The 26,999-nt window shown below is 52.6% G+C and carries 34 protein-coding genes, 1 tRNA gene and 3 pseudogenes; 19 read left to right on the top strand and 19 right to left on the bottom strand.

What is annotated here, in order from left to right; all coding sequences use genetic code 11:
• Positions 1 to 471 carry a GNAT family N-acetyltransferase gene (locus tag ACQVLG_RS05020; protein WP_474293179.1) on the bottom strand — a complete coding sequence of 157 codons (471 nt, stop codon included), beginning with the start codon at positions 469 to 471 and terminating at the stop codon, positions 1 to 3.
• Positions 472 to 735: 264 nt separating this feature from the next.
• Entirely contained in the window at positions 736 to 1,179 is a 444-nt protein-coding gene (locus tag ACQVLG_RS05025; protein WP_474293181.1) for a helix-turn-helix domain-containing protein, read from the bottom strand.
• A gap of 79 nt (positions 1,180 to 1,258) precedes the next feature.
• Here ACQVLG_RS05025 and ACQVLG_RS05030 point away from each other — a divergent pair, with 79 nt between their 5' ends.
• The 11 genes and pseudogenes from ACQVLG_RS05030 (at position 1,259) to ACQVLG_RS05080 (ending at position 6,588) form a co-directional block, all read left to right on the top strand.
• A complete protein-coding gene (locus ACQVLG_RS05030) occupies positions 1,259 to 1,462 on the top strand; it encodes a hypothetical protein (RefSeq protein WP_474293183.1) in 204 nt (67 codons plus the stop codon).
• A gap of 10 nt (positions 1,463 to 1,472) precedes the next feature.
• Entirely contained in the window at positions 1,473 to 1,676 is a 204-nt protein-coding gene (locus ACQVLG_RS05035; protein WP_035820909.1) for a hypothetical protein, read from the top strand.
• A 79-nt stretch (positions 1,677 to 1,755) separates the two neighbouring features.
• Positions 1,756 to 1,902: a hypothetical protein gene (locus ACQVLG_RS05040; RefSeq protein WP_474293185.1), complete on the top strand. Its 147-nt coding sequence runs from the start codon at positions 1,756 to 1,758 to the stop codon at positions 1,900 to 1,902.
• Complete coding sequence (locus ACQVLG_RS05045; protein ID WP_474293187.1) at positions 1,899 to 2,162, top strand: Ogr/Delta-like zinc finger protein; 264 nt, start codon at positions 1,899 to 1,901, stop codon at positions 2,160 to 2,162. Before ACQVLG_RS05040 ends, ACQVLG_RS05045 begins: the two co-directional genes overlap by 4 nt.
• Before the next feature lie 120 nt (positions 2,163 to 2,282).
• Complete coding sequence (locus tag ACQVLG_RS05050) at positions 2,283 to 2,684, top strand: hypothetical protein (RefSeq protein ID WP_474293188.1); 402 nt, start codon at positions 2,283 to 2,285, stop codon at positions 2,682 to 2,684.
• A gap of 101 nt (positions 2,685 to 2,785) precedes the next feature.
• On the top strand, positions 2,786 to 3,139 hold the full coding sequence (locus tag ACQVLG_RS05055) for a hypothetical protein (protein WP_474293190.1): 354 nt from the start codon (positions 2,786 to 2,788) through the stop codon (positions 3,137 to 3,139).
• A pseudogene (locus tag ACQVLG_RS05060) lies at positions 3,129 to 4,945 on the top strand (replication endonuclease); the annotation flags it as partial. The gene ACQVLG_RS05055 and the pseudogene ACQVLG_RS05060, both read left to right, overlap by 11 nt.
• 20 nt (positions 4,946 to 4,965) lie before the next feature.
• A complete protein-coding gene (locus tag ACQVLG_RS05065) occupies positions 4,966 to 5,118 on the top strand; it encodes a hypothetical protein (RefSeq protein WP_175539401.1) in 153 nt (50 codons plus the stop codon).
• On the top strand, positions 5,112 to 5,324 hold the full coding sequence (locus ACQVLG_RS05070; protein ID WP_474293192.1) for a hypothetical protein: 213 nt from the start codon (positions 5,112 to 5,114) through the stop codon (positions 5,322 to 5,324). The genes ACQVLG_RS05065 and ACQVLG_RS05070 overlap by 7 nt, the downstream gene beginning before the upstream one ends.
• 9 nt (positions 5,325 to 5,333) lie before the next feature.
• On the top strand, positions 5,334 to 5,579 hold the full coding sequence (locus tag ACQVLG_RS05075; RefSeq protein WP_474293194.1) for a DUF4224 domain-containing protein: 246 nt from the start codon (positions 5,334 to 5,336) through the stop codon (positions 5,577 to 5,579).
• 19 nt (positions 5,580 to 5,598) lie between these two features.
• Positions 5,599 to 6,588, top strand: coding sequence for a tyrosine-type recombinase/integrase (locus ACQVLG_RS05080; protein ID WP_474293196.1), 990 nt, complete (start codon positions 5,599 to 5,601; stop codon positions 6,586 to 6,588).
• A gap of 13 nt (positions 6,589 to 6,601) precedes the next feature.
• On the opposite strand, the gene ACQVLG_RS05085 is transcribed toward ACQVLG_RS05080, so the two are convergent.
• The 5 genes from ACQVLG_RS05085 to ACQVLG_RS05105 all read right to left on the bottom strand — a co-directional run bounded on the left by ACQVLG_RS05085 (position 6,602) and on the right by ACQVLG_RS05105 (position 8,866).
• Entirely contained in the window at positions 6,602 to 6,796 is a 195-nt protein-coding gene (locus ACQVLG_RS05085) for a hypothetical protein (protein WP_474293198.1), read from the bottom strand.
• A 21-nt stretch (positions 6,797 to 6,817) separates the two neighbouring features.
• Positions 6,818 to 7,327, bottom strand: coding sequence for a deaminase (locus ACQVLG_RS05090; protein ID WP_474293200.1), 510 nt, complete (start codon positions 7,325 to 7,327; stop codon positions 6,818 to 6,820).
• Complete coding sequence (locus ACQVLG_RS05095) at positions 7,279 to 8,043, bottom strand: deoxycytidylate deaminase (protein WP_474293202.1); 765 nt, start codon at positions 8,041 to 8,043, stop codon at positions 7,279 to 7,281. The genes ACQVLG_RS05090 and ACQVLG_RS05095 overlap by 49 nt, the downstream gene beginning before the upstream one ends.
• A gap of 131 nt (positions 8,044 to 8,174) precedes the next feature.
• Complete coding sequence (locus ACQVLG_RS05100; protein WP_474293204.1) at positions 8,175 to 8,546, bottom strand: hypothetical protein; 372 nt, start codon at positions 8,544 to 8,546, stop codon at positions 8,175 to 8,177.
• Positions 8,547 to 8,792: 246 nt separating this feature from the next.
• Positions 8,793 to 8,866, bottom strand: a tRNA-Gly gene (locus ACQVLG_RS05105).
• A gap of 298 nt (positions 8,867 to 9,164) precedes the next feature.
• On the opposite strand from ACQVLG_RS05105, the gene ACQVLG_RS05110 reads away from it, so the two are divergent.
• The 8 genes and pseudogenes from ACQVLG_RS05110 (at position 9,165) to rfbD (ending at position 16,898) form a co-directional block, all read left to right on the top strand.
• A complete protein-coding gene (locus ACQVLG_RS05110; RefSeq protein ID WP_230539130.1) occupies positions 9,165 to 9,416 on the top strand; it encodes a hypothetical protein in 252 nt (83 codons plus the stop codon).
• Between the two features lie 418 nt (positions 9,417 to 9,834).
• The gene (locus ACQVLG_RS05115; protein ID WP_474293206.1) at positions 9,835 to 10,080 is read left to right on the top strand and encodes a diacylglycerol kinase; all 246 of its coding nucleotides are present in this window, start codon (positions 9,835 to 9,837) and stop codon (positions 10,078 to 10,080) included.
• 252 nt (positions 10,081 to 10,332) lie between these two features.
• A complete protein-coding gene (locus tag ACQVLG_RS05120; protein ID WP_474293208.1) occupies positions 10,333 to 11,760 on the top strand; it encodes a mannose-1-phosphate guanylyltransferase/mannose-6-phosphate isomerase in 1,428 nt (475 codons plus the stop codon).
• A gap of 938 nt (positions 11,761 to 12,698) precedes the next feature.
• Positions 12,699 to 13,305 (top strand): annotated as a pseudogene (locus ACQVLG_RS05125) (sugar transferase); the annotation flags it as partial.
• Between the two features lie 118 nt (positions 13,306 to 13,423).
• A pseudogene (gene rfbB / locus ACQVLG_RS05130) lies at positions 13,424 to 14,502 on the top strand (dTDP-glucose 4,6-dehydratase).
• Positions 14,502 to 15,395 carry a glucose-1-phosphate thymidylyltransferase RfbA gene (rfbA, locus tag ACQVLG_RS05135; RefSeq protein WP_474293210.1) on the top strand — a complete coding sequence of 298 codons (894 nt, stop codon included), beginning with the start codon at positions 14,502 to 14,504 and terminating at the stop codon, positions 15,393 to 15,395. The pseudogene rfbB and the gene rfbA overlap by 1 nt, the downstream one beginning before the upstream one ends.
• A gap of 44 nt (positions 15,396 to 15,439) precedes the next feature.
• On the top strand, positions 15,440 to 15,985 hold the full coding sequence (rfbC, locus tag ACQVLG_RS05140) for a dTDP-4-dehydrorhamnose 3,5-epimerase (RefSeq protein WP_474293212.1): 546 nt from the start codon (positions 15,440 to 15,442) through the stop codon (positions 15,983 to 15,985).
• 40 nt (positions 15,986 to 16,025) lie between these two features.
• Positions 16,026 to 16,898: a dTDP-4-dehydrorhamnose reductase gene (gene rfbD / locus ACQVLG_RS05145; protein ID WP_474293214.1), complete on the top strand. Its 873-nt coding sequence runs from the start codon at positions 16,026 to 16,028 to the stop codon at positions 16,896 to 16,898.
• 641 nt (positions 16,899 to 17,539) lie between these two features.
• Here the strand turns inward: rfbD and ACQVLG_RS05150 are convergent.
• From ACQVLG_RS05150 to ACQVLG_RS05205, 12 genes are all read right to left on the bottom strand, one after another.
• Positions 17,540 to 18,643 (bottom strand): glycosyltransferase, encoded by a 1,104-nt coding sequence (locus tag ACQVLG_RS05150; protein WP_474293216.1) that lies wholly within the window; start codon positions 18,641 to 18,643, stop codon positions 17,540 to 17,542.
• A 185-nt stretch (positions 18,644 to 18,828) separates the two neighbouring features.
• Complete coding sequence (locus tag ACQVLG_RS05155) at positions 18,829 to 19,824, bottom strand: glycosyltransferase family 4 protein (protein ID WP_474293218.1); 996 nt, start codon at positions 19,822 to 19,824, stop codon at positions 18,829 to 18,831.
• A 42-nt stretch (positions 19,825 to 19,866) separates the two neighbouring features.
• On the bottom strand, positions 19,867 to 21,093 hold the full coding sequence (locus ACQVLG_RS05160; RefSeq protein WP_474293220.1) for an O-antigen ligase family protein: 1,227 nt from the start codon (positions 21,091 to 21,093) through the stop codon (positions 19,867 to 19,869).
• A gap of 60 nt (positions 21,094 to 21,153) precedes the next feature.
• Entirely contained in the window at positions 21,154 to 22,356 is a 1,203-nt protein-coding gene (locus ACQVLG_RS05165; RefSeq protein WP_230539141.1) for a glycosyltransferase family 4 protein, read from the bottom strand.
• Positions 22,353 to 22,982: an acyltransferase gene (locus tag ACQVLG_RS05170; protein WP_329958045.1), complete on the bottom strand. Its 630-nt coding sequence runs from the start codon at positions 22,980 to 22,982 to the stop codon at positions 22,353 to 22,355. Before ACQVLG_RS05170 ends, ACQVLG_RS05165 begins: the two co-directional genes overlap by 4 nt.
• A gap of 42 nt (positions 22,983 to 23,024) precedes the next feature.
• Positions 23,025 to 23,282 carry a hypothetical protein gene (locus ACQVLG_RS05175; RefSeq protein ID WP_474293223.1) on the bottom strand — a complete coding sequence of 86 codons (258 nt, stop codon included), beginning with the start codon at positions 23,280 to 23,282 and terminating at the stop codon, positions 23,025 to 23,027.
• Positions 23,279 to 23,857, bottom strand: a complete 579-nt coding sequence (locus tag ACQVLG_RS05180; protein WP_474295543.1) for a glycosyltransferase — start codon at positions 23,855 to 23,857, stop codon at positions 23,279 to 23,281. Before ACQVLG_RS05180 ends, ACQVLG_RS05175 begins: the two co-directional genes overlap by 4 nt.
• Positions 23,818 to 24,021: a glycosyltransferase family 2 protein gene (locus ACQVLG_RS05185; protein ID WP_474293225.1), complete on the bottom strand. Its 204-nt coding sequence runs from the start codon at positions 24,019 to 24,021 to the stop codon at positions 23,818 to 23,820. The genes ACQVLG_RS05180 and ACQVLG_RS05185 overlap by 40 nt, the downstream gene beginning before the upstream one ends.
• Positions 24,022 to 24,025: 4 nt before the next feature.
• On the bottom strand, positions 24,026 to 24,634 hold the full coding sequence (locus ACQVLG_RS05190; RefSeq protein ID WP_474293227.1) for an acyltransferase: 609 nt from the start codon (positions 24,632 to 24,634) through the stop codon (positions 24,026 to 24,028).
• 105 nt (positions 24,635 to 24,739) lie between these two features.
• Positions 24,740 to 25,327, bottom strand: a complete 588-nt coding sequence (locus tag ACQVLG_RS05195) for an MATE family efflux transporter (RefSeq protein ID WP_474293229.1) — start codon at positions 25,325 to 25,327, stop codon at positions 24,740 to 24,742.
• Positions 25,324 to 25,887, bottom strand: a complete 564-nt coding sequence (locus tag ACQVLG_RS05200) for an oligosaccharide flippase family protein (RefSeq protein WP_474293231.1) — start codon at positions 25,885 to 25,887, stop codon at positions 25,324 to 25,326. The genes ACQVLG_RS05195 and ACQVLG_RS05200 overlap by 4 nt, the downstream gene beginning before the upstream one ends.
• Positions 25,884 to 26,999 carry a DegT/DnrJ/EryC1/StrS family aminotransferase gene (locus ACQVLG_RS05205; RefSeq protein WP_230539145.1) on the bottom strand — a complete coding sequence of 372 codons (1,116 nt, stop codon included), beginning with the start codon at positions 26,997 to 26,999 and terminating at the stop codon, positions 25,884 to 25,886. The genes ACQVLG_RS05200 and ACQVLG_RS05205 overlap by 4 nt, the downstream gene beginning before the upstream one ends.

Here is a 26,999-nt window from a genome sequence, read left to right on the forward strand (position 1 = left end):
TTATGCCCAAGGATTGGGTGGAGAAGGTCTCCATTCAGAAAAATAGTGTCTCAGTATCGGATTATCATCTTCACTTTGATAATTTACGGGATCAATATATTTCTCAAATAACTGACTTCGGCAGAGGGCTTCCCCCTCTACCGAGGTGCACTCAACCTCTACGTACTTAGCTCCCATCCCACGCAGTGCCTCTACTCCAGCTATTAGCAGTTGGGAACCAAGACCCTGTCGTCTAAAAGAAGGCTCAATCTCGATAATGTGAATTTCTCCACCGTCAATATACATTTGGAATACGACGAAACCGACCGTCCTTCCCGCAACCATATAGCACAGTCCATCGCCACGGGAAAACAACCTCTCAATAACATTTCTATTGCAATAAAATCCTGTGCCGTCACGATCATTTTCAGCCTTAAGCCACTCAAGCACTTCAGGGAAAAATTCTGCTCTTGCCGGTTTGATTACATCCATAAGACTCTCTTTTCAGCAGTTTCAGAGGAGGAATTTTTCATCAAGGGGTTTGAGGCTCAGGTCTGCCATTCCGACACAGGCCCAGCTAGGCATGCAGGCGCTCTCACCTTTGCGCTTGATATGCATAGTTGAATATTTTGCCAAAGGGAGGCGCCCGGCTCGCCAGCGTCAATCGCTCGCTTCCGAGGATTCCAGCTGCTGAAAATTATGCAGAACAAACAAGCAGCAATTACAATAAGCATAAGAAGATCAATCATTTGCAGACTATTTTTCCTTTTTTCGTCCGCTGCCGGCCACATTAAAAGTCTGCGGCCCAATGATATTCCCCACGAAATTTTGCCCAATCTTGCCGTGGGTTTCAACGTGTGGCGTATTCCCTGCAAGAGATGCCTGGGGCATTGGCAGGCGCATGCCGCCAATCATTCCAAGAACACCAGCTCGTCCGCGTGCGTCCAGGTTTCGGAAACCAGAAACTAATTCACTTTCATCCGGACTGAGCGCCGCAGCTGAAACGCTGCCAGTCATTACATACCAAACGTCTACGCCAATCTCTAATAGCGCACATAGGTAGACAGCATCCGGGGATCGCTCATCTTTTTCATACGAAATTTGAGCGCGCTTTTTGACCCCGCCAACCGCTGCGAAGTCATCTTGATTCATGCCCAGACGTTGACGCTCTTGCTTTAATCTTTCACCAAACATGCTCATACTCACATCTTTTTGTTGACTAGTGCGCTTTTGGACACTATAGTTACGCCATCCTGTAGCGATTACACATCATAACATTATGAAAAACGTATCCAATGCCAGGCGTACTGCCAAGGGCGTCACGACAAAGCCCCTTGGCGTCCGCCTGACGCCTGATGAGGTTGACGAAGTCGAAGGCTACGCGGAGAAACTTGAGCGCTCCCGTGCCTGGTTCCTCCGCTTCCTGATCCTGCGCGGCCTCGCCGACTACAAGCGCGAACTCGCATCCAAATCCACCCACTAAGGACAACGTCATGTACCCCGATGCAAAACGTATCCGCAGCCACCGCGTCATGCTGCGCCTGGACGATTACGAGCACCAGCTCGTTTCCTCGATCGCCAACTACCAGGGCGAAGAGCTTGCGGTGCTGGTGCGCCAGATCGTGATGCGTGAAGCCTTGGCCGTGATCGCCTTGGATGACGCCACCATCGACAGCGTACAGCGTCGCAGCGTTTAAACCGAGTCACTTTTGAGCAACTCTAAAGTTACAGAAAATGCCAGACCATCAAATTAACCTCAATGACGAAGAGCGCGCAGTGCTGGAACTCGTGCGCCAACGCCAGGGGCTGGCAAGTATCGATCAGGCGGCCGAATGGCTCGTCAAGTCGCGCTTACGCAAGCAGTCAAAAAACATGACAGGTCGCGGTCGCGCCCTGTACCAAGTGGAAAGAAAGCTGAAATGAGAGTCATCGGCCTGCCCTGCCCGCATTGCGAAAATACCGTCCGCGCCGTCAAAAGCCGCATGATGTCCGCGATGTTCAAGGAAATCACCTACATGTGCCAGAACCCCGAATGCGGGCACTCCTTCGTGGCAGGCCTGGAAGTGCTGCGCACCCTCTCGCTGTCCGCCATGCCCAAGCCGGATATCCGCATCCCGATGTCCCAGCATGCGCGCGCGGCGGCCACCAGCCAGCTGGCCCTGGACCTGACTGCGGGCTGCTGATGACTATCCCAATCCTCGCGCCGCCGTAACCCGGCCGCCGTAACTCCCCTCTTTTGCTGTGCCCTGCTGCGCTCCCTTTTGAGCGTGCGGGATTCGTTCAACCTGAAATAAGGAAAACCGATGGAAAACACGCTGCACGCCACCAGTCATGCCGACCAATCCATGGCATCAAGCACGATCCGCCCGACCTTGCAAAATTGTATTGTCCCCGTGGCGCCAACGTGTTTTCTGCTGCAGGCCAGTGCGGGCATCGGCATCGCGGCGCTGACCGCCCGCATCCATGAGGTTGCCAAGACCTATCACGCCTACGGCGCTGCCAATCTCACCTTCATCGTCAGCGATGCGCAGGCACTGGAGCGCGACGGATTTTTCGCGCCAGCCAAGCAGCGCGCCCTGGTCGGCAAGCTGCCCATCGAGGTGAACTACATTTTCGCCAACGAAGCGGGTTCCCGGCACTGCTGCGGCACATCGCACACGCTCCCGTATTGGGCAGAACATTTTCTCAAGGCAGGGGCACGCTAATGCAGCGCCTTGCCAAAACCTGCGGCATCTGGCTGCTGTCGCTCCTGATCGTCATCACCCCTGCCGTGCTGCAGGCCATAGGCGCCATCAAGGACTGAAACATGCCGGCGTCCCTTATCGACAATCACCTGTCCTTCCAGCCTGCCGCCGAGATTTTGGCAGCGCGCGACAAGGATATGCCGACGCCACCAGGCGCCGGGCATGCGCTGGCCGCTATCGCCGAAGCCAAGGCCCAGCTACGCAGCATCAAGCCGCGCAATCTGGCGCCCTTCATGGCCCAGGCCTGGGGATTGTCGCCGCGTGGCGCGCGCCGCTCCGTGCTGATCGCCGCCGGCCTGGACGCCGAGCGCTGGGAATCGCCGATCCACTCATTTACCGAGGAAGAGCGCATCGCGCTGCGCGCCGCCACCTCTGCCGCTATCCGTGTGTACGAAAGACTGTTGAATGCAATCTAAACAAATCCTGCTGCCTGCCCCGCAGCGTCACGAAGCCTTTTTGCGATCCGCGCAGTTCGCGCCCGAGCTGGCCCGCATTCCCTACAAATGGCGCAACCGTGTCATCACGGCCGCCCTGGCCAAAATGGCTTGGTCGTCCTGGTACAAAGTCTATGAATCCGTCGCCACCGGCTTTGTACGCGAGTTCGCCGACCTGTACGTGCCGGCCGGCGTCGACCTGTCGCAGAGCGATGCCGACATCGTGGCCACCGCCGAACGCGCAGCGGCCGGCGTCACCAAAATGCTTTGGATGGCCGTGTCCGACACGCACGCGTTGCAGATCATGGAAGACGAATGCGCCTCGTATGGCATCGAGCTGCCCGAGTTCGACGCGCTGACCGACACCATCGCACGCCTGGTGGACGCCCGCTGGTGGCGCCGCCAACTGCGCAAGCGCGTCAAGCGCGCCTTTGAAGCCGGCAATATCCGGCTGGGGTACGTGAACTATCGCACCGAACCCTACGCCAGCAACGATGCCGTGCTGTCGCGCCTGGCGCAGAACCGCCGCAATGCGGCAGCGCTGGCCGCCACCCTGGTGCAGAACGAGAACGGCCAGCAATTCAGCATCGCCGAGCTGGCCGAGAAGACCACCGCCAACAAGGCCATCCGGCGCGGCGAACTGATGTTGCGCATCAACGGCTTTGAGCAGATCGCCCGCGAGTGCGGCGACCAGGGCATTTTCATCACCTGGACGTGCCCATCGCGCTTTCACGCCATGCAGCATAGCGGCAAGCCCAACGACAAGTTCGACGGCTCCACGCCGCGCGAGGCGAATGCCTACCTGGGCAAGATGACATCGCTGTGCCGCTCCGCGCTGGCGCGCCGGGGCATCGGCCTGTACGGCTTTCGCATTGCCGAGCCGCATCACGATGGCTGTCCGCATTGGCATCTGCTGCTATTCGTGCGCCCCACCGCAAAGTACAAGACGGCCCACCTGCAGGACGTAGCGGGCCGCGCCATCCGCATCATGAAGCGCTACGCCTGGCGCGTGGACCGTGGCGAGCCGGGCGCCTTCGCGCGCCGCCTGGACGTGAAACGCATCGACTGGGCCAAGGGCAGCGCCGCCGGCTACATCGCCAAGTACGTGGCCAAGAACATCGACGGCGTGGCCGAACACAAGACGAAAGAAGGCTATGTCGTCACGGCCGACACCGAAGGCGATGTCGAGCTGACGCCATCGGCGCGCGTCGAGTCCTGGGCCGCGTGCTGGGGCATCCGCCAATTCCAGCAATGGGGCGGCGCTCCCGTCACCGTCTGGCGCGAACTGCGCCGCATCGAGGAAAGCATGCTCAACGAAGCCCCAGCCGCCATGCGCCGCGCCTGGGACGCCGTGCAAAAGATCGACGGCGAAAAGCGCGCCTGCTGGGCCGAATACCTGCGCGCCCAGGGCGGCGCCCTGGTGCCGCGCAAGGAGCTGGTCGTCACGCTGGCCAAGGACGAAAAGACCGTCATCGGCCGCTATGGCGAAACGCTGCGCACCACGCCCTACGGCGTGCGCTGCAGCGACCTGATCGGCGTGGTCTTCAAGTCCGTGCGCCATACGTGGACGCCGGTACAGGCCACAGGCGGGCGCGGGGTGGCTGTTGGGGTTGCCGTTCCTCGGACTCGTGTAAATAACTGTACGCACCCCGACCGCCCTGCCCCGGCCACGCCGCCGGAGGCGCGCCAATCCCTAATTTGTCTGACGAGGCAAAAACAGCGCTGATTGCCGCCTGGGCGGCCGTCAACGCCTGCCCGTGGCCCCGGCTGATCGTCCCCGACACCCCACCCGATGAAGGAACTGGCACATGAGCACCTATGCCGTGATCGTTCGCACGCAAACCGAACGCTTTGAATTTTTTGAGGTTGCCGCATCCAGCGGCGACGTGATCGACGCCGCCATCGACCGCTACGGCGTGTGCGGCGTTACCGCAAAACTGAAAGGAGCACCGCAATGCTGAACACCCTGACCAATTCGCCGCGGCAAATCGCCTTGGGCGACCGCGTGACATTCGATACCGATGAAGGCTACCAGGCAGGCACCGTCAACGACCTGCGCCGCGACGTGGGCAATGGCGAGCTGCATGCGTGGGTGGAGCTGGACCACCAGTGGCCGGGCATGTTCCGGGCCGTGCCGCTGGCGGCAATCATCCCCGCATTGAGTTAGGGACACAGTATGGCGGACCAGATAGCGACGAATGCCACCTTCCTGTCGATGGCCGATATTTGCGCCCTGACCGGCAGGAAGATGAAAACGAAGCAAATTGAGGCACTGCGGAAGATGGGCCTTCCCTTTTGGGTAAATGCCATCGGGCGGCCGGTTGTCGCAGTCGCAGCAGTTGAGGGGCGCAAGGAAGCGCCACGGGAAAAAACATGGGTAATGCCAAGGATCAATAAAAATGGGCCGACGAAACACACGTAATTTGAACATGCCGCCGTGCATGCACCCGCGCACCCAGCGCAGCGGCAAGGTGTACTACTACATGTACACCAAGGACAAGCCGCGCAAGGAAATTCCACTTGGGCCTGACTTCATCCTGGCGCTGAAAAAATATGCTGAGCTTAATATCGTGGTTGAACCAATGACTGGTGCGACGTTCTCCGATGTGCAAAACCGCTATCTAGTCGAAGTCGTGCCAAAATTGGCAGCCAGCTCGGCCCGCATGTATCGCTCTGACATCAAGCATCTGCTGGCGGCATTTTCAGAAGCGCCGCTTTCGCAAATCAAGCCGATGCACATACGCCAATTCTTGGACGATCGTGCGGACAAGCCGACCACGGCGAATCGATGCAAGCGCGTGTTTTCGACCATGTGGAATCATGCACGCGGCTGGGGCTATACCGATCTGCCAAACCCATGCGAAGGGATACAGGGCCATTCGCTGCCCAAACGCACGGTCTACATCACTGATGCTGTATTCGATGCGGTGTGGGCGCATGCCAGCACTCCCTTGCGCGATGCCATGGACCTTGCGTATTTGACTGGTCAGCGACCTGCCGATGCGTTGAAGATGACCGAAAGCGACATCATCGGTGGCTATCTTGTTGTAACACAGGAGAAAACAAAACAACCGTTGCGCATCAAGGTTGTCGGCGAACTGGAAGCGTTGGTCGAGCGCATCAGGGCCCGCAAAGCCACTCATAGCATAGTCACTGCTGCGTTACTAGTGAACGCGCACGGAAAGCGTCTGACTGGTCCAGCGCTACGCTCCCAATTCGATGTGGCGAAAAAGCTCGCCGCAAACAAACTACCCAACCTTCAACCTGAGATCAAGAAATTTTGGTTCTATGACCTTCGAGCAAAAGCCGCCGATGACACGTCTGACGAACGCGGAGATCAGGCGGCCAGCGATCTCTTAGGCCATGACAGTATCAAAACCACCCAAAGACACTACTTGCGAAGAGGGAAAAAAGTATCCCCAACGAAATAGCTAAATAAACTACCTATTTTGAGTGGTGTAAATTCGAGAAATTTAAAATAGAAATTTGCGCTAGTTGATTAAACTCCATCGACTGTTGTTCAATTAGCTTAGCGCCATTCCCTTCATCTTGCCAAATATCCTTTTTCCAGGCAGGCCAATCACGCACAACACTTTCAGAATCCCTTAGATTTTTCAAAAAATCCATTTCACTTTTCACTTATCTTCTCCAAACATTCTTTCACATAAAAAGTTGTGGCGACTCACGCTCAATATAGCTTGTCGGAAGCATTTGCATACGCAAAGTTGCCCCTTTTTCGGTCCACGTCGTAGGCGTTCCATCTTTCGTCTTACGCTTTACTGCATAACCACTTCCCAGATTTACAGAAAACAAATTAAAAAAACTACGCGGGCCAACACCAACAAATGGTTCAAAATATACTTTGTCTTTTTTCCCTGGCTCTAATGTAATAGAGTCATCATGAAAATCAAGTGCCCTACTCTTCGGATATGGCTCCACATATACAACTCTACTTATTCCTGCCGCAACCATGTGCTTCGCACAGTTATGACATGGAAAAGTAGTGCAGTAAATTTGCGCCCCTTTAGTTGCAATATTGCCCCTCGCACAAGAAAGCAAAGCTTCCATTTCAGCGTGAACAATACGTCCATACTCCGTAATATCCTTTAATTTGCTTCCTTTTAGTACGTCTTTAAACTCTTCCCGCTTATCCTCAGGAATTTGCTCCAAAATATCATTTTTATTTCAGCTTTCGCTAACGCATTAGTATCGCCAGCACGGACATAATCACGCCCATCTTTTTGATCTTTAATTTCAACACCATCGACGTATTCTGGCCAATATAATCCACCACCAAACTTTGGAACGTCATTTGCACCTGTTGCTACAATCGAACAGTCCTTCGCCACAACAGCACCTACTTGACGCGACAGATCGGCTGATCGAAGTGATGCAGAAAAAGCCATGAACATCGCATACTCATCAAAAGTAGGTGTAACGAATGGCTGTCCAAAAATCAAATTCAAAAAGCGCCAAATATCATTTAAAAATTTATCACTATTCGGGCCAAAATCCACAAAAAAATCTGAAAGGTGATAGGTATCCCGAGTATGTTGGCCATGTGGATCTTTTTCATCCGCATCGCGAGATATCAGATGAGAAGCCTCGTCCAGTGTCGCGCTTTTCTTCAAGGTCAAGTAGTCTGAACGCCTAGACTCCAAGCTATAAACACCGATTAAATAAAATCCATTTGAGTATATTTTTCTTAATGCGGCGACTTCATCTGGGTGCTTCAACGAACTAATGATGTATGCCTTCTTTCGCATAGGCATTTTTTCACCATGAACACCTTGCGACTTTCTTTCAGCATTGATGCGTGCTGCTGCGGCCTTCGCCAATATTCCAAAATCTCCTGTCTTTCTGCGCAATTCATTACCTTCAGTCATTAACTTATCTACTCGATCAGCATATGATTCAGCAACAAATTTAACCAATGGTGAAATAATATGATTTGAAATTTTTATAACTTCACAATCATATCCAAAGGTTGCTAACCGCTCTATAATAATAGTCGATATTACAGAAAGGTCAGTGCCAACTGCGCCGACAAGACCAATAATAAGTTCTGAATCAAACTCAGAACGAAATTCAGGTTCAGAAATTGGATGACTATCAATTTTTGTATACTGATAGTCAATTTCTTTCTTTTTATCACTACTTTGATTATTTGAAGCAAGGCAATAGATGCCCCGATTAGTGCCTTTATTCTCTGTGACTGTACATAGTCGCCTTGAACGCTAATCTTACGTGACATTGGGTGCCAGTTAACCAATACTTTTTCAGGAGTGCGCAGCTGGGTCAATGTCTGGTTCTTTACTTGCCACTCGCCGTCGACCCCATGAGCAACAAGCAACTCCTTCAGCTCATCCAATGTTCCGTGAAAATCCATGCAATTTCCTATAGATAGCAGTGACCAGTATGGCCAATTATTGCATTAATTCTAATCTATGTTCCGCCAGGAAATGTCACGGATACTCACACATCTACTATTAAGAAGCCCGGACGCAAAAAAATAGCCGGCGCTCCCCCCTCGATCAGGTGAAGCCCGGACAAAATCGTATAGATGTAGCATTTTTGTGGAGCAAGCAATGCTTTGTGGAGCGGCAGATTGAGGCCACCACCAAGATGTACGCTATGGAGCGGGTGAAGGGAATCGAACCCTCGTCGTAAGCTTGGGAAGCTTCTGCTCTACCATTGAGCTACACCCGCGAAGCCTGCATTTTACGCGGGATGGGAAGGACTTGGCAAACTTGTGCGGCGCTTTTGAATTCATCAGCAATCCTTGCCGAAATGAATAGAAAATATTAAATTCGCATCGGCACGCCAACGTTTTTGTTGATGCTGAACAACATCGCGGGAAGTTTGGTGCAGTGAATGACCTCGAATACGGCTAAAATAAGAGAAATTATTGTCGCCCTGAACGGTGTGGCGCAGACTAGCCGAAGAAATGTTGCTACAATCGAGTGACAGTTTAGCATTCCCGCTGTTCAACCTAAAAGGATATCCCATGAAGAAAATTCTGATCGCTTCGGCAATCCTGTGCTTCGCTTCCGCACAAGCCATGGCTCAATCGGCACCAGCTCCTGCACCAGCAGCAGCTGCACCAGCAGCTGGCGCTACTGGCGCCGCCGCTGCTGGCACTGTTGCCGGCCTGAGCACGAGCGCCCTGATCGCCATCGGCGCAGCAGTTGCCGTTGTGGCCGGTGCAGCAAGCTCGGACTCGACCACCGCGCACACGACCCCAAGCCACGCCAAGTAATCTGTTGATGCCTTTGGCTGAGACAGACAAGGCCAAGCCAGCGGGCTGACGTCAAGCCGCACAACGCTGGCCTGGTCCCACGAGAAGCAAGCCTTGTCATACAAAGCGCCACTTCCTCGATAAAAGCCCTTTTTCATTTTCTTGAAAACGGGCTTTTTATTTTTCTTCAATGATGCGCGCGCTGTTAACGCCAGTCTTTCCTATTCCTGATACCTGGTCCTCTCCATGTGCGGGCGATACGCATCTGTTTTCAGAAAGAGCATCGGTCGTCAGGAAAATGAGTCGCCCTGACCAATCATGCATAGTTAATGAAAAACCAGCCTTTCCATAAACGCATGGGGTTTGCCCTGCAAGGCTTGAGTTCCGCCTTCCGCATGGAATCGAGCTTCCGGCTGCAATGCCTTGCTGCCCTCAGGTATTGATCGTACTGGCCTGGAACCGACCGGCCATGATCTGGTGGGCTTTATTGTTGCTCAACTGTGGCATGGTCCTAGCGGCGGAGCTCTTCAACACCGCCCTCGAAAATTTGATTGATCATATCCACCCGGCCCTCCATCCCTGTATCAAGACCGTCAAGGATTGCGCCGCAGGCGCCGTGCTCATTCTCAGTCTCAGTGCCATCTGCGTGTTTGTTGCTTTTTTGCTTGAAAACGTTGTGTGCTAAGGGGGAATACTGGGGGAGCAAACTACAATACAGGACGCGCTAGAATACCTGCCTCTCAGATTCCATAGAGTCGGGAGAAAATACAAAGATTCCTGTAATTCATTAAAATACTGCCCCTGCTTGCAACATTGATTTTTTGGCAGCATGCATGTCCGCCTCCTGTTGAAGAGCGCGGCAATCCGGGCAAGTTTTAGTGGATGCCGAATGACCAATCATTCAGCTCTATCCAATATTATTTACATTGAAGCATAAATGATGACTATTCCCCTCCTACCGGTAATTCTTTGTGGTGGCTCCGGCACACGTTTATGGCCGCTTTCGCGCGAAGCATTCCCAAAGCAGTTTCTGCGCTTGTCGACTCAGGGCAGCATGCTGCAACAAACGCTGCAGCGTCTGGCCGGCATCGACAATATGTCGCCAGCATTACTGGTATGCAACGAATCTTCACGCTTCATTGTCGCGGAGCAGGTGCGTGAAATCGGCCTGGAACATAGTCGCATGTTACTTGAGCCCATGCGCCGCAATACAGCACCGGCGATCGCCTCAGCCGCCCTGCAGGCGATGGAGCATGGCGAAGATCCGCTATTGTTGGTGTTGCCATCGGACCACGTCATTCTGGATACCCCGGCTTTCCATCGAGCAATCGCGCTGGCGCGTACTGCTGCAGAGGCAGGTAATTTGTTGACTTTCGGTATCACACCAACGTCTCCAGAAACAGGATACGGCTATATTCGCACCGAAGGCACTGCAACCGGGCAAGTTCAGCGCGTACTTGAATTCGTGGAAAAGCCGGCCTTGGCGCTTGCAGAACAATATATCGCCAGCGGTGATTACTTCTGGAACAGCGGCATGTTCCTGTTCCGCGCCAGCCGCTACCTGGCGGAGCTGGAACGCTTCCAACCCTCCGTCCTGGCCGCGTGTCGCGCTGCCATCAGCGCCGCGAAAAGCGACCTCGACTTCATCCGCCTGGACCAGGATGCCTACGCGGCCAGCCCCGATATCGCCGTCGACTACGCCGTCATGGAGCGCACCAGCCATGCGGCTACCATCGCCCTTGATGCCGGTTGGAATGATATCGGTTCCTGGAAAGCCGTACTCGACGTGACGGAAAAGGATGCCAGTGCCAGTCAGAATAGCACCCAAGGCGACGTGCTGGTCCAGGATTGCAACGATTGCCTGGTACACAGCAGTAGCCGCCTGGTCACCGCCATCGGCATGCGCAATACCGTTATCGTGGAAACCGCCGACGCCGTGCTGGTCATGGATGCGGATCAGGCACAACAGACGAAAACCATGGTCGCACAGCTGATTGCCAGGGAGCGTCCCGAGGCCACCATGCACCGTGAAGTCTTCCGTCCGTGGGGCTCCTATGATTCCATAGGCAAGGGCGACCGCTTTCAGGTCAAGCGGATTACTGTCAAACCTGGCGCCAAGTTGTCATTGCAAATGCATCACCACCGCGCCGAGCATTGGATCGTGGTATCCGGCACAGCCCAGATCACCAATGGCGACAAGGAATATTTGCTGACCGAAAACCAGTCCACCTATATCCCCCTCGGCGTCGTCCATTCTCTGGCCAACCCGGGCAAGCTACCGCTGGAATTGATTGAAATTCAATCGGGCAGCTACCTTGGGGAGGACGATATCGTCCGCTTTGAAGATCGCTACGGCCGCGCTTGAGCAAGTCGGCACACAATCGCCATGCATGCGGCACCGCAAGAGTTCACACAGAAGTTTATAAGGTTTAGCAAGTCATCATGAAACCAATCGAAGGCATCTTTGTACAAGAAGTGAAATGGTATTGCAGCAACAGGGCAGAAAAATATTTCCTCACCTTTGCCGATGCACTTGCCATGTTCATGGCATTCTGGCTCGCTGGAAAATGGAACCTCGATACCAGCGACTTGAATAGCTTCGGCCTGGATAGCTCACGCCTGCTCAGCTACAGCCTGCTATGCCTGGTCACTGTGGCGATCTTCAAGCTGAAGGGCCATCATGCCAAACGCCGTCCGTACTCGAATGAAATCAAGGAGCTGCTGAAGATCGCCATGGTCATGGGCTTGATCGACGCGGCCCTGGTCTTTCTCGACAAGCGCGACTCCTCGCGCGAGGCACTCTTGGCTACCTGGCTGCTGGTGCCATGCTGTGTGTTGCTGCTGCGCGGCCTGGTCAAATACCTGCTGATGAAAGCGGGCGGCTGGATACGCCCCATGGTCATCATCGGATGGGGTGACAATGCCTTGCAAACAGCACGCGCCTTCGATGAGGAAGCATTGATGGGCTATCGCCTGATTGCGTTCCTGATCCCGGAAGGCCAAGACCGTCTGGAGCATCATTATGTCAATCGCAGCAAGCAAGCTGTGCCCTGCATTCAACTGGGTGAGAACCCGGAACAAACACTCAAGCTGCTGGGCGACCCGCATACGGTTGTCGCCCTGGAGCAAGGCGGCATTGATGCCTATCAAAGCATGATCCAGCAGGTCAGCCGTTGCGTTGCCAATATGCAAGTAGTACCAGCCGTACGCGGCCTGCCCCTGTACGGTATGGAGGTCAACCATTTCTTTACACATGAAGTCTTGCTGCTGACCATGCGCAACAACCTGGCGCGACCAGGTTTGCAACTGATTAAGCGCTGCTTTGATCTGGCGGCCTCGATTTGCGTGCTGATCGTCGGCGCGCCCATCCTGCTGTGGATTGCGGCCAAGGTCTTGGCATCGGGCCGTCCCATCTTTTACGGCCACAAACGCGTGGGTGGGCCAGAATGGCAAGCATTTTCTCTGCTACAAGTTCCGCACCATGGCCGTGAATGCCGACGTCTTGCTCAAGGAGCTACTGGAGCGTGATCCTGAAGCCCGTGCCGAATGGGACCGTGATTTCAAACTGAAGAACGACCCTCGCATCACATCGATCGGCCACTTCCTGCGCCGGACCAGCCTCGATGAACTGCCGCAGCTATGGAACGTGCTGAAAGGCGAAATGAGCCTGGTCGGTCCGCGCCCCGTTGTCGATGCCGAACTGGAACGCTATGGCAACCAGATCGACTATTATCTTGAAGCCAAACCCGGGGTCACGGGCCTATGGCAAGTCAGCGGCAGGAACGACGTCAGCTATGATACGCGCGTTTATCTGGATGCCTGGTATGTCAAGAACTGGTCTTTATTCAATGACATTGTCATCCTGCTGAAAACAGTAAAGGTCATTTTCAAGAAAGATGGCGCGTATTAAAAACATGATCAAATAGAATTTTAATAATTTCATTTCGGAAATTTTTTCTCCCATTGTTATCAAAACAACAGGAAAAGCGAAGCATCGTGAAGATGTTCAAGTAAACAAGGATAACAGCATGATTTTAGTGACTGGCGGCGCCGGCTTCATCGGTTCCAATTTTGTACGCGACTGGCTGGCGCTCAGCGATGAGCCCGTAATCAATTTTGACAAACTGACCTACGCTGGCAATCTCAGCAACCTGGCCAGCCTGGAGCAAGACCCGCGGCATATCTTTGTACGCGGCGACATTTGCGATACCGCCCATATCTCTCGCCTGCTGGCAGAATACCAGCCACGCGCCATCGTGCATTTTGCCGCGGAAAGCCATGTCGATCGATCGATCCATAGCCCCGGCGAATTCATTTCGACCAACGTCAACGGCACCTTCAGCCTGCTCGAAGCGGCACGCGCTTACTGGTCCGGCCTGGCGGGCGAAGCCAGGGACGGCTTCCGCTTCCTGCACGTCTCGACCGACGAAGTCTATGGCACCCTGGGACCGAATGACCCGCCATTCACGGAAACGACGCCGTATGCGCCAAACAGCCCGTACTCGGCATCGAAAGCGGCGTCTGACCACTTGGTGCGCGTCTACTTCCATACTTACGGCATGCCGGTGCTCACCACAAACTGCTCGAACAACTATGGCTCGTTCCATTTCCCGGAAAAACTGATTCCGCTCATCATCAGCAATGCCCGTGCCGGCAAAGCCTTGCCTATCTATGGCGATGGCATGCAGGTGCGCGACTGGCTGTACGTGGGCGACCATTGCTCGGCAATCCGCCGCGTGCTCGAGGCGGGACGTCTGGGCGAGGTCTACAACGTGGGCGGCTGGAATGAAATGGCCAACCTGGAAGTCGTGCACACCCTGTGCGATATCCTCGACACGCTCGATCCGAAAGCTGCCGGCAGCTACCGCGAACAAATCACCTATGTGCAGGACCGCCCTGGCCATGACCGCCGCTATGCCATCGATGCACGCAAGACGAGCGCGAACTGGGCTGGAAGCCGGCCGAAACCTTCGCCACCGGCATACGCAAGACGGTGCAGTGGTACCTGGACAACCAGGCCTGGGTACGCGACGTGCAGTCGGGAGACTACCTGAAGTGGGTAGAAAAAAACTATGCGGCACGCGATACAGCCCAGGAGCAGCAATAATGGGTACCGCCATTGAACGCAAAGGCATCATCCTGGCCGGTGGTTCGGGCACGCGCCTGTATCCCGTCACCATGGCCGTATCGAAGCAGCTGCTGCCCGTGTATGACAAGCCGATGATTTACTATCCGCTGACCACCTTGATGCTGGCCGGCATACGCGACATCCTGATCATTTCTACACCACAAGATACACCGCGCTTCCAGGAATTGCTGGGCGACGGCAGCCAGTGGGGTATCCGCCTAAGCTACGCTGTGCAGCCCAGCCCGGATGGTTTGGCGCAGGCGTTCATTATTGGCAAAGAGTTTGTCGGCGATGCACCATCGGCGCTGATTTTGGGCGACAACATTTTTTACGGCAACGACTTCGAATCGCAATTGCGGCAAGCATCGGCACGCACAAGCGGCGCCACCGTATTCGCCTATCATGTCACCGATCCGGAACGCTATGGCGTGGTTGAATTCGACGCCCAACGGCGCGCGGTCAGCATCGAAGAAAAACCGCTCAAGCCAAAATCGAACTTCGCCGTTACCGGCCTGTATTTCTACGACAGCCAGGTGTGCGATATTGCCGCCGGCATCGCTCCGTCACCACGGGGCGAGCTGGAAATCACGGATGTCAACCGCACTTACCTGGAGAGCGGACAGTTGAATGTTCAAATAATGGGGCGCGGCATGGCCTGGCTCGATACCGGCACGCATGAATCCTTGCTGGAAGCGGGCCAGTTCATCGCCACCATCGAAAACCGCCAGGGTTTGAAAGTGGCCTGTCCGGAGGAAATCGCCTATCGCAAAGGTTATATCGATGCCGCCAAGCTGGAGCAACTGGCCCTGCCGTTGAAGAAGAACGCCTATGGTCAGTATCTGTTGCAGCTGCTCAACGACCAGATATTCTGAGGTGTGCCGTACTATCTACCTAGTTCAAGTGATGCCGAAATACCATGCACATCCAGACCACAGCAATTCCTGACGTGCTGATACTCGAACCGACGGTGTTCGGTGACGACCGCGGCTTTTTCTATGAGAGTTTTAACCAGAAGCGCTTTACCGAACTGACTGGCGTCACGCGCGACTTCGTGCAGGACAACCACTCCAAGTCAGCCAAGGGCGTCTTGCGCGGCCTGCATTATCAGATCCAGCAACCACAAGGCAAGTTGGTACGCGTCACCGCCGGTGCAGTGTTCGACGTCGTCGTTGACCTGCGCAAAAGTTCACCAACTTTCGGAAAGTGGGCCGGCGTCGTGCTGTCGGCCGCCAACAAACGCCAGCTATGGATACCCGAAGGTTTCGCCCACGGCTTCATGGTCACCAGCGACGGCGCAGAGTCCCTGTACAAGACCACCGACTACTGGGCGCCGGAATTCGAGCGCAGCATCCTGTGGAATGACCCTGCGATCGGCATCGACTGGCCGCTGGACGGCGCACCGCTACTGTCGGACAAAGACAAAGTCGGCACATTGCTGGCCAATGCCGACGTTTTCGCCTGAGCACTGCAACACTGCCGCTTCCCCGTTCATGGAAACAAATATGAGCCGTATCTTAATTACAGGAAAAACCGGCCAGATCGGCTACGAACTGGAACGCAGCCTGCAAGGTCTGGGAGAAATCATCGCGCTGGACCGCAGCCAGATGGACCTGGCCGACCTGGACCAGGTACGCGACGTGATCCGCCGAGTCAAACCAACGCTGATCGTCAATCCAGCCGCGTACACCGCCGTGGACAAGGCCGAGAGCGAACCTGAACTGGCACTACGCATCAACGGCGAAGCGCCTGGCGTGATGGCGGAAGAAGCAAAAAAGCTGGGCGCCGCGATGATCCATTACAGCACCGACTACGTGTTTGATGGCTCGAAAGATGGTCCCTACGTCGAAAACGATCAGACCTGCCCGATCAATGTCTACGGCAGCAGCAAGTTGGCCGGCGAACAGGCGATCCAGGTCACCGGCATCCCGCACCTGATCTTGCGCACCAGCTGGGTCTATAGCACCCATGGCAAGAACTTTCTGTTGACCATGCTGCGCCTGGCACAGGAACGCGAAGAACTGAGTATCGTTTCCGATCAGTTCGGCGCACCGACGTGGAGTCGTACCATCGCCGATACCACCGCCCATATCGTGGCGCAAAGCCCAACGGCAAGCGACCAGCAAGCATGGTGGCAGGCACACTCCGGTCTGTATCATTTGACGGCGCAAGGATGGACCAGCTGGTTTGGTTTTACCGAAGCGATCATGGCCCATGCATCCGTGCATAGGAAACCACGTTTAAATGCGATAGAGGCCAAAAACTATCCGATGCCGGCGAAACGTCCCACCAATTCTGTGCTGTCCTCACAACGCCTGATGGATACTTTTTGCGGCTTGCCCCAATGGCAGGAAGCCTTGAAGCTATGCCAGGACTGAAACGGGCTACAATTTAAAGCGATTTCAAATAGCCACGATTTGAGAAATCGACCTCATGAAGAATCAAAGGCCAAGAAGGAGAAGTGCCCGACAAAGTGATGTTTCAGGGTGTACTTAAGTCATTGGCGAAATGGGGGCAGACTATCACCTGTATGACTGTTCCGGCCATGTAATTCTAAGAATAGACATTAGCTCTCAGGTCGTGAAAATGTCCATTACAAAAGACTGTTTTCATCTGACATTTCCACTCTCTCGGGTGATCACCAACCTCCTTCAGCCGTCAATAGCGGTCAACTCGCACCAAATCAGGTTCCGTATATGCGGTTGTCCTTTCATTGCAATCAATAGGTAGATAAATGGTAGCGCTCCACCTAAGCAACCTGAACAGGCTCGTAATGCGTCGACCGCAACACCATCATCATGCCGCCAGTCAGATCAGCGGGAAAGGTTGAGGTTGATGGATCGCTTACCCATTAGCAAACTGATGTCTCTGGCCAGCATGCTTGCCATTGAAGCACATTCACGGCAGGCTAGATGGTCGTCTCGCGAGAGATCACCTCGCATTTTCCTGAACACATCGCTGCCAGCATAGATCATCCTGATGCGTCAGGGAGGCGGGAAATACGATTCAACTTACACAATTACTCCTGAAATCGATGCTTTTTTTGTGCTTTTTCAATGAAGACACGCATATTTTCCTTAAAGATCTTCACAGAAAATGTTTCTGCATGCGCACGTATCGTCTGAGAATCAAATTGCGCGCGGTGTTGTTCATAATATTGAACAGCATCATTCAGGGACGCAACGGTACTTTCAAAAAAGAACACGCCGGTTTTTCCAGCTACTACAGTTTCCATCGCACCGCCTTTGCCCAGCGCAATCACCGGACGGCCAGATGCCATCGCTTCCAGGGGTACGATACCAAAGTCTTCCACGCCTGGAAAAATCAAGGCCTGACACTCCGCATACAGCTTTTTAATATTGGCAAATGATTGACGGCCAAGGAAGGTCACATTTGAACCCGCCAGTTTCTTCAGTCGATTCAATTCTTCGCCTTCGCCAACGATAATCAATTTCCTACCGCTCTGATTGAATGCCTCAACCGCCAAATCAGCGCGCTTATACGGCACCAGTTGCCCCAGAAGCAGATAGTAGTCCGATACTTGGGAAGCGATATAAAAATCATCACTGGAAACCGGTGGATGAATGACCTCGGTTTCACGACGATAGTACTTACGAATACGCTCTGCAACAAAACCTGAATTCGCAATAAAATTATCCACTCGCATCGAACTGAGCGCATCCCACATGCGGATACGGTGCATCAATATCGGCATCAACAAGCATTTTAACAAGCCAGCATTTCTTCGATACTCGTGGTACATATCCCATGCATAACGCATGGGAGAGTGGCAATAGCAGATATGTACCACGCCTGGCGGCACCACGATGCCTTTGGCCGGGCCACTTTCGCTCGATATAACCAAATCATAGCCACTGAAATCGATCTGTTCCAAAGCCATCGGCATCAATGGCAGATAATTCTGATACAGACGCTTGGCAAACGGCAGACGAGAAATGAACGTCTCATATAATTTGTGACCAGGGAATTCTTTCTGTGCCATTTCCCGATCAATTACATGCGCATAAATATCGGCGTCCGGATACATTTCGGCCAGCGCCTGCAAGACGCGCTCGCCACCGCGCATGGTTAACAACCAATAATGAACCAGAGCCACCTTCATTTTATTTCATCTTTCAACAAGGTCAGGCAGGATGGTACCGGCGATCATACGCCAACATAAAAACATCCTACCTGCAATACCACATCCCATCAGGGAAAATTTGAATACCGTACTTCTCCAGCCAGTTCGGAGGCATACGCAAGAAACACCGACGCACCATGGCTGGCACTCATCGATATTTCTACCTACCTAGAGACACTCGCCAAGGCCCACCTGACTTTTTCGACGGTCGCCGGCCAGGAAAACCTGGCGGCTTGCAGCAGTCCCTTTGCGCTCAGTTCCTTACGCAAGGTTTGATCGTTGCAAAGTGCCTCGATACCTTTCCCAATCTCTTCGATGGAATCCGGATTGACCAGCAAGGCAGCATCGCCAGCAACTTCAGGCAGCGATGTCGTATTGGCAGTCAGCACCGGTGTGCCACACGACATTGCCTCAATAACAGGCAAGCCGAATCCTTCGTACAGAGAAGGAAACACAAGGCCCATTGCACCACGATACAACCCTGGCAGATCCTCTTCCGCCACCCTTCCTACAAATACCAAGCGTGACTCAACACCCAGCGAGCGGGCCAGTTGCAACAACAACTCGTCGGTCGGCTTGCCTGTAAATAACAGGCGAACATCCACATCGATGGCGGCAGCCGCAAAAGCCTTGACGATACGTGGTTCGTTCTTGTGCGGTTTGCGATTACTGACACTCAACAAATAACGAAAGCCCGGCTGATACGCCAGGGCATGAACATTGTAAGCAGGATCGACGCCATTATCGATATTGATGACCTTGGACGGCGCAATGCCGGCCCAATCAATGATGCGTTGCCGAGAAAATTCGGAAACGGTCAGTACGGCTGCAGCCTTGCGGCAGGCACGCCGCATGATCAGCGAATAATATACCGTTTTCAGGAAGCTGGAATTTTCTGGACGGTCGATATGGTTCAGATCATGAATCGTGAATACGAACGGACGCGATATGAATAATGGCGCGTTATAGCCAGGAGTGAACAAACCTTCACCGATGGGGATGTTCTTCAGCGAAGCGAACCATAAAAACAGTGTGTCCAGTGGGGACGAAGGCGAGCCTTTGATATCGAGGTGGGGTAGTTGCAATGCCTCGTCCAATACCCGCGCCACACGCCCGATACCATGTTCGCCAATCCAGCGTGCATCATAAAAAAATCTCAAGATATCTTACCTTTTATTATCAAACCCATTGAAGAACACAAATCAGCCAATCGCCGTATCTTTTTCTTCGGCACCAAATCTTGAAATTCCCATGGCAAAACCAAGAATAACCCAGATATAAAGGAAATAAAATTGAGTTCCAAAAAATATGCAAATTATCGGAATAATAGAAATCGACTTGGGAATAGAGTAAATCAGTTTTTTGTAAAAATACCTGAAGGAGAAGGCAAATGCCAAAATTCCGAGCAGGCCATTTTCCACCTGAATTGTATACATGCCCAACCCTGTAAGATCCCACTGATCGACTACCGGAAACAACCCCAGATAATCCGGATTATTTCGCACTAATGAATAATTTCCCAGTCCGACGCCAAAAATTGGATTATCAAGAATGATATTATAGCCAATAAAAGCACCGCTGATACGTCCCATCACGATATTTGGATCGTCTTCCCGTCCGATCAGAGATTGCTGGATATTCATTGAATCCATGATATATCCCATGACCAGATCACCGTAAAATACATAGCCGACCGCGGCGATCAGTAATGAAAACAGGATCGGAACCAACTTTTTCTTCATGCTTTGCTCGCTGAATAAAGCATAGATAAAGAAATATATCACCAGCAGAAAAATTGCTGCCTTGGATTGCGCAGCCAGGATGACGATGAGAAAAATAATCGACGAGATGGTGACTTTGCGATTCGCGACCAGATCCAGGCATAGCAACGAGGCATAGAAAACACCAAGCGGCCCACCTTCCACAAAAAACCCTTTCAGACGATGGCTTTTTCCATAAGTGAGGCCAAGATCAGCACCTGCATAAGCCAGTGCCAACGCGGCAATGAAAAACAAGCCGAATGCGGCATTTTGCCTCAAAAAAACATTCAAAATATCATGCGCATTCTTCAGCTTGCTGCACAGAATATAAACATAGACAAAAGCAACGGCGCATAGCAACAGCTCAATAAAGCGAATCAAGGAAATCACATAGGATTCTTTGAAGAAATTATCTACTGCTGCCGGAGGGTAAAAATCCACTATTGGATTTTTTATCAATGTGCAGACAAACAGGAAAATGAACAGGTAGATGAATACCATGATTTTCGAGTTTCTTATGGCGCCAAGATTCAGCAAAACAAAAGGAAATGCCAGCAGGACGATCATTTCGCCGGCCTTGATGCCGTAAAAACCAACATCGGTTAATTGGCACATCAATACCAGGATAAACACGCCTGGATATTGCAAATCTAAAAAACGCTTGACCATTTTATTATGCCATTCAATATTTTTTTAATGACTCATCAAATTTCAGTGAATTCATGAAAATCAATCATTCTTGCTTTGCATTTCGAAAAACAGGTTGATATATTGATCAATCCATGCTTTTACATCCATAAATCGTGGCGCAGACTGCAATGCCGCCAGTTGCATTGCATCGAGTAACGCCGGCTGGGCCGAAATCTTCCTGATCAAACCAGCCAGTTCCTCCGGCCGGTCGGGGTCAAACAGGAAGCCATTCTTGCCATCCTCAATCATTTCAGGGATACCGCCGCGCGAGCTGCCAATAACAGGTACGCCATTGACCAGCGACTCGAATACCACGGTCGGCAGCGTGTCATTCCACAGCGATGGCACTACCAGCACATCGATATTACTGAAAAAAACTTCCGGCGAGCTGTAGCCCAAAAAGCGGAGATTGTCAGTTTTGTATTGTTCCAGTTCGCGAACATAGTCCGATGGCCCCGATCCGGCAATCACCAGGCTGATGTCGGTCAACCCGGCCAGATGCGAAAACGTCCGCAATAAAAGTTCCACGCCTTTCGCCGGAACCAGCCCGCCGATATAACCAAAGCGAACATTCTTCCGACCAGCAAAGGGTTTAGGCAAGGAGACGGACTTGAACGACTTTGCATTGATGATGGCGGTCTTGATCTTGGCTTGCGTAAACAGGCCATTGCGTAAATGATGCTTTAGTACAAAATCGCTGACGCCGACGATGCAATCGACATTGTTCGACAGCGTCTTGTGAGGTATTCTGAAAATCTTGCACTTAGTACATTGTGTCTCGCAAGGCTGGCCGGCCTTGAACATGTTTGAATTGGGACACAGCGCGTATTGATCATGCAATACCTGGATAATCGGTACGCCGTGCTTCCTGATGACAGGCCAGATTGCCGCTGAAAAACCGACTACATTGTGCGTATTGACGACATCCGGCTGGAATTCGCGCATGATCTTGTCGACCATTGCCGCCATGCCTGCGTTATAGATATCGCGCAGATGCCAGAACAGGCGATGCAGGGTCGGCTTTTTATCAGCCTTGTAATTCCAGTAAATATTCTTGATACCGACCCGTATTACCTTGATGCCGTCCACTATCTCGGTATGAATGCCCTCATCGGCACAGGTAGTCAGGACACAGACCTCATGACCGCGCTCTGCAACTCCTTCGACCAGCGACTTCAAAATAACTTCTGCACCTCCTCCAATATGCGGGGAATAGAGGGTGTTGATAAATAATATTTTCATTTATTTTTGCTATCTAGCATATTTTCTGAAGGCAACTTTCTTGTGGTTAGCGGCCGCACGCTGATTTTTTTCGCCGGAATGCCGCCCCATATTTCATAGGCCGGCACATCTGAAACCACGACGGCGCCAGCAGCAATAATAGCCCCCTGGTGGATGTTGATACCTGGCAGTATCACAGCATGCGAGCCGATCCAAACATCATCACCGATGCTCACGCCACATTTTTCGGTATCCCATGCCTGTTCACGGATCAGCGATGAGGACGTAATGCCATGGTTGCTGCCGATAACGGTAGCAAACTGGCCGAACAGGCAGTTATCACCGATCTCGATGTGACAGCCCGATGCACGAATATTGCAATACTCATTGATTGCCGTGTTTTTTCCGACCTTCAACACGGCCGCTGGGGAACCAGTGATGCTGTCCTTCGCAACGATTAACAACGTTCCTGTACCAACCGATGTACCTGCCCCCATCCGGAAAACGCAACCGGGATCGACAGCGAGTATCGTACTTCTTGAAATCCGTACGCCTTGCGCGCGTAAATGAGCGCGACGGCCGGCAGCACGCAGATACGTGGACAGGTCGTGCAGGATCAGGGCAAAAAACAGGAATATGGGCTTCATTTTTATATCGTCAATCCGGGAAGTCGCCTGGCTCGAATTACATTATCTTGCGACAAACTGGGAATCCAGTTTTTCACGCGAATTTTTTGAAATGCCGAGTTTCAACGCGACATACAATGGACTGCTCAATCGCAGCAAGCCGGTCATCTGGTATATTCTGGGGTACGGCCTTAATGCGCCTTTGGCTAATTTGAAACGAAAAATTTCCAGCATTCTATCCCAGCGTTGCAGCCCGTTCAGATTGGCGATCTGATAATTTTTATATAAAGTAACGTGATCTTCCAAAAACTGCTGGTTCATGCCGGTTGCATTTCTTGCAGCAGAGATTGTGCTCTCGCTGATCCGGTATGCCACAGGGGCTCGGCAAGATAAGCAAAGTTCTTGTTTTTGGCGAGCAAATTGAGCCACAATGGCCAGTCATCGAGATGAAAAAATCGCCGATCAATGCCACCTACCTCGTTATAATCGGCGCGTCTGAGCAATATCCCGGGGGCAGGGATCAGGTTTCTCACATACAAGGCTTGCTGCAGCCCGCTTGAAGAGCCTGCAATGATCTCGATGTCTTGCTGCCCAGGGATGACCTTATCCTTGGAGACATCTATCTTCGATGAATCAACAAACGGCAGGACCGCCGAGACGACCACGGCGCAATTGGTTTTCTGCGCGAACTCGACATAGCGGGCAATTGCACCGGGGAAAATAAAATCATCGCCAGCGATCGGCTTGATCCATACTCCTTTTGCTTCAGCATAGCCCTTGTGGACATTGCTGCATATTCCCTGATTCGCTGCCGCGGCCAGTATGACCACGCGCTGAAAATGCTGTTCATTTTCAGCTATCCATTGTGTCGCACCTCGACGGTATGATCTTTCGATCCATCATCGCAGATAATAATCTCTATTGGTGAATACTCTTGTTTTAACAAGCTATTCAATGTCTCCAGCAGGGTTGCTTCACTATTGAAAGTCAAGACAATAATGGACACCAGGGGACACGTTTCCATGTCTTGGATTATCTCTTTTCCCGCTACGTCATGCATATTATTACTTTTCCAATCTTCTTTCAGAATACGAGGTACAGCCGGTCGCAATCGTCATCTCCGGAATATTCTTGTTGATCAACGTCGAAGCGCCGACGATGCTGTTGCGCCCAATCTGTACACCTTTAAGCACCGTCACTCTTGCACCAAGAAAAACATTCTGTCCGATGACTACCGGTTTGGCGGTATGCTGGCCGGTGTGCCGGGTTTCCGGCTTCAAACCATGAAAATCGGAATCAAAAATACAGACCTCAGGGCCCAGCAAGGTGTCTTGCCCGATATGAATCAAACTGCGCTCGGCGATGATGCATGCTGAATTATTGATGTACACACCGTCGTCGATCACTACGTGCGAGCCATCTTCTCTTGCCTCGATATGCATGTAACCGGAGAAGAACAGCGGCGAGGGAAACGAACCCAATGTGCACTTGCCCAGCGTAATCGTGCCTTTTCCTGAAAACAGAACTGGCTGCAAAATCGTGGCGCCATGATCGATAACCACTGCAGTGCTGATCATGCGGTAAAACTTGATGCGCGGCCACTGAATCAAGGCCATCAATTCATGGTACAGGCGCCGTTTTAAACGAAAATATAGGGTTTTCTTGCCTTTCATGCCGACTTCCTCTTCAGGCGCCATTCAATAACGATGCAATACATGGTAATGAAATGAAAAACATAGTTGATGGCATAGGCGATCGCCGCTCCCTTGAAACCGTATTCATGCGTCGAAAATAGTGTCAAAAAATACAGCGTGGCTGCAAAGATGATTTCTGTCGCCACCACCATTTTCATCATGGCTTTGCCGACAAGAACAACCCAGCAGCCAGCTGGCGGTCTTGATCACATCGCCAACCAGTTGCCAGCCCATCAATGTAGATACTTCCTGAAAATCCGGCGAGAATAAAATCCTGATCAGGATGTCGCGCAACAAATAAATTGTCAGCGCGATCACGGAGACGACCGGCACAATCAGCTTGAATGCATCGCCGATTTCTTTGCGAAGAACATTATCGTCCTTGACTTCTGAAATACGCGGCAGGTAATAGAGCGACAGGGTAGTGGTGACCAGGGCCAGATAGATCACGCTGATCTTATTGGTAGCATCCCAGTATCCGGCATGGGCGACATCGAAACTGTCGATCAAATGAGATCTGATCAGCATCTGCGCCAGCGGCGTTACAGCTGCTGTCACAACGGCCATCACGATAAACTTGCTCAGCAGCCTGACCGTTTCGCCATCCATGCGCCCGAAAAACACTGACGGACGCAACCAGGACAACTTTCCGCAGGCCAACAGAGTCGTCACCAGGATAATGCCTGCCCCAAACTTAATGCTATCAGGGCACCACGCAGGCCCATGTACCAGGCCAGTCCACCGGACACCAGCAGGCCAACCAGCGAGCTGGCGATATTGGCCACCACATACCTGCGCACCTCTTTTTGTCCGGCCAGCACTGCCAGTAACAGACCATTCAAGCTGATCAACAACAAACACAAGGCGAGCCAAAGCATGGCTTCCGTGTAATCTTTTCCACCAAACAGCCATTGACTGAGCTGCTTGTTAAAAATCACTAACAAGATGCCGCCCAGGATGCTCCCTATCAGGGTCAGTGTCCCGGCCGTACGAAACAAGCGTAGTTTCTTCTCCGGCGCGTCATGGTACTCTGCGGCGTACTTGGTCACCCCTGTATTAATGGCGCCTGCAGCAAACGCCGTCACCATGGCGATAAAATTTTGGAGTTGCCCAATTGCGGCAAAACCTCCAGGTCCCAAATAAATAGCAAAAATCTTATTCAAGACCAAACCAGTCCCCATGCGCACGCACACGGCAATACCATTCAACAGGCTGGTTTTTACCAAGCTCATTCAGCAGCCTGGTGCAATACGAAGTTACGAATGGCTTCCACCACCTGGTCGACCTCGTCAAACGACATGGTCGGGCCCAGCGGCAAACTCAGTACTTCGGCATGCATCGCTTCCGCAATCGGGAAGGCGCCAGCCGTGTAGCCGAGGTGGGCATAAGCAGGCTGCAGATGCGGTGCAATCGGATAGTGAATCACGGTACCGATACCGTGGGCCGACAGGTGCTGGGCCAATTTGTCGCGCTGCGCGTGGCGCACGACGAACAAATGCCATACCGAAGTACAGTTATTGGCCACTTCTGGCAGCGTCAGGCCCGGCAGTTCACGCAAGCCAGCCATATAGCGGGCGGCGATCGCAGCGCGGTGGGCATTGCCGGCATCGAGAACAGGCAACTTGACACGCAACAGAGCGGCCTGCAGTTCATCAAGGCGCGAGTTGTAGCCAATCATTTCATTGTGGTACTTGACCTTGGAGCCATAATTGCGCAGCACGCGGATGCGTTCCGCCAGTTCTTTGCTATTGGTGGTGACCGCACCTCCATCGCCCAATGCACCGAGGTTTTTTCCTGGATAGAAACTCCAGGTCACGGCGTCACCATGTGAACCCAGGCGCTTGCCAGCATATCGTGCACCATGCGATTGCGCGCCATCTTCGATCACTTTCAGATTGTGGGCTCGAGCAAAGCTGATGATCGGCCCCATTTCCGCAGGCTGTCCATATAGATGCACTGGCATGATGGCCTTGGTACGCTCTGTCAGCGCCGCCTTCAGCAGTTGAGGATCCATATTGGCTGTTCCGGTCACCGGCTCAACGGGGACTGGCGTTGCACCGACATGACTAACAGCGAGCCAGGTCGCAATATAGGTATTCGATGGCACCAGCACTTCATCACCAGGGCCGACATCCAGCGCCCTTAATGCAAGGATCAGCGCATCCAGGCCGTTCGCCACGCCGACGCACTCCGCGGCCTCGCAATAAGCCGCATATTCCTTTTCAAACTGCTTTACTTCTTCACCCAGGATATACCAACCGGATTCCAGAACACGGGAAAAAGCGGCCTTAAGCTCTTCGGCCTGTTGTAATTGAATGGATTTGAGATCTAAAAATGGAATCAT

This window comes from Janthinobacterium sp. TPC_1 (genome assembly GCF_056037845.1).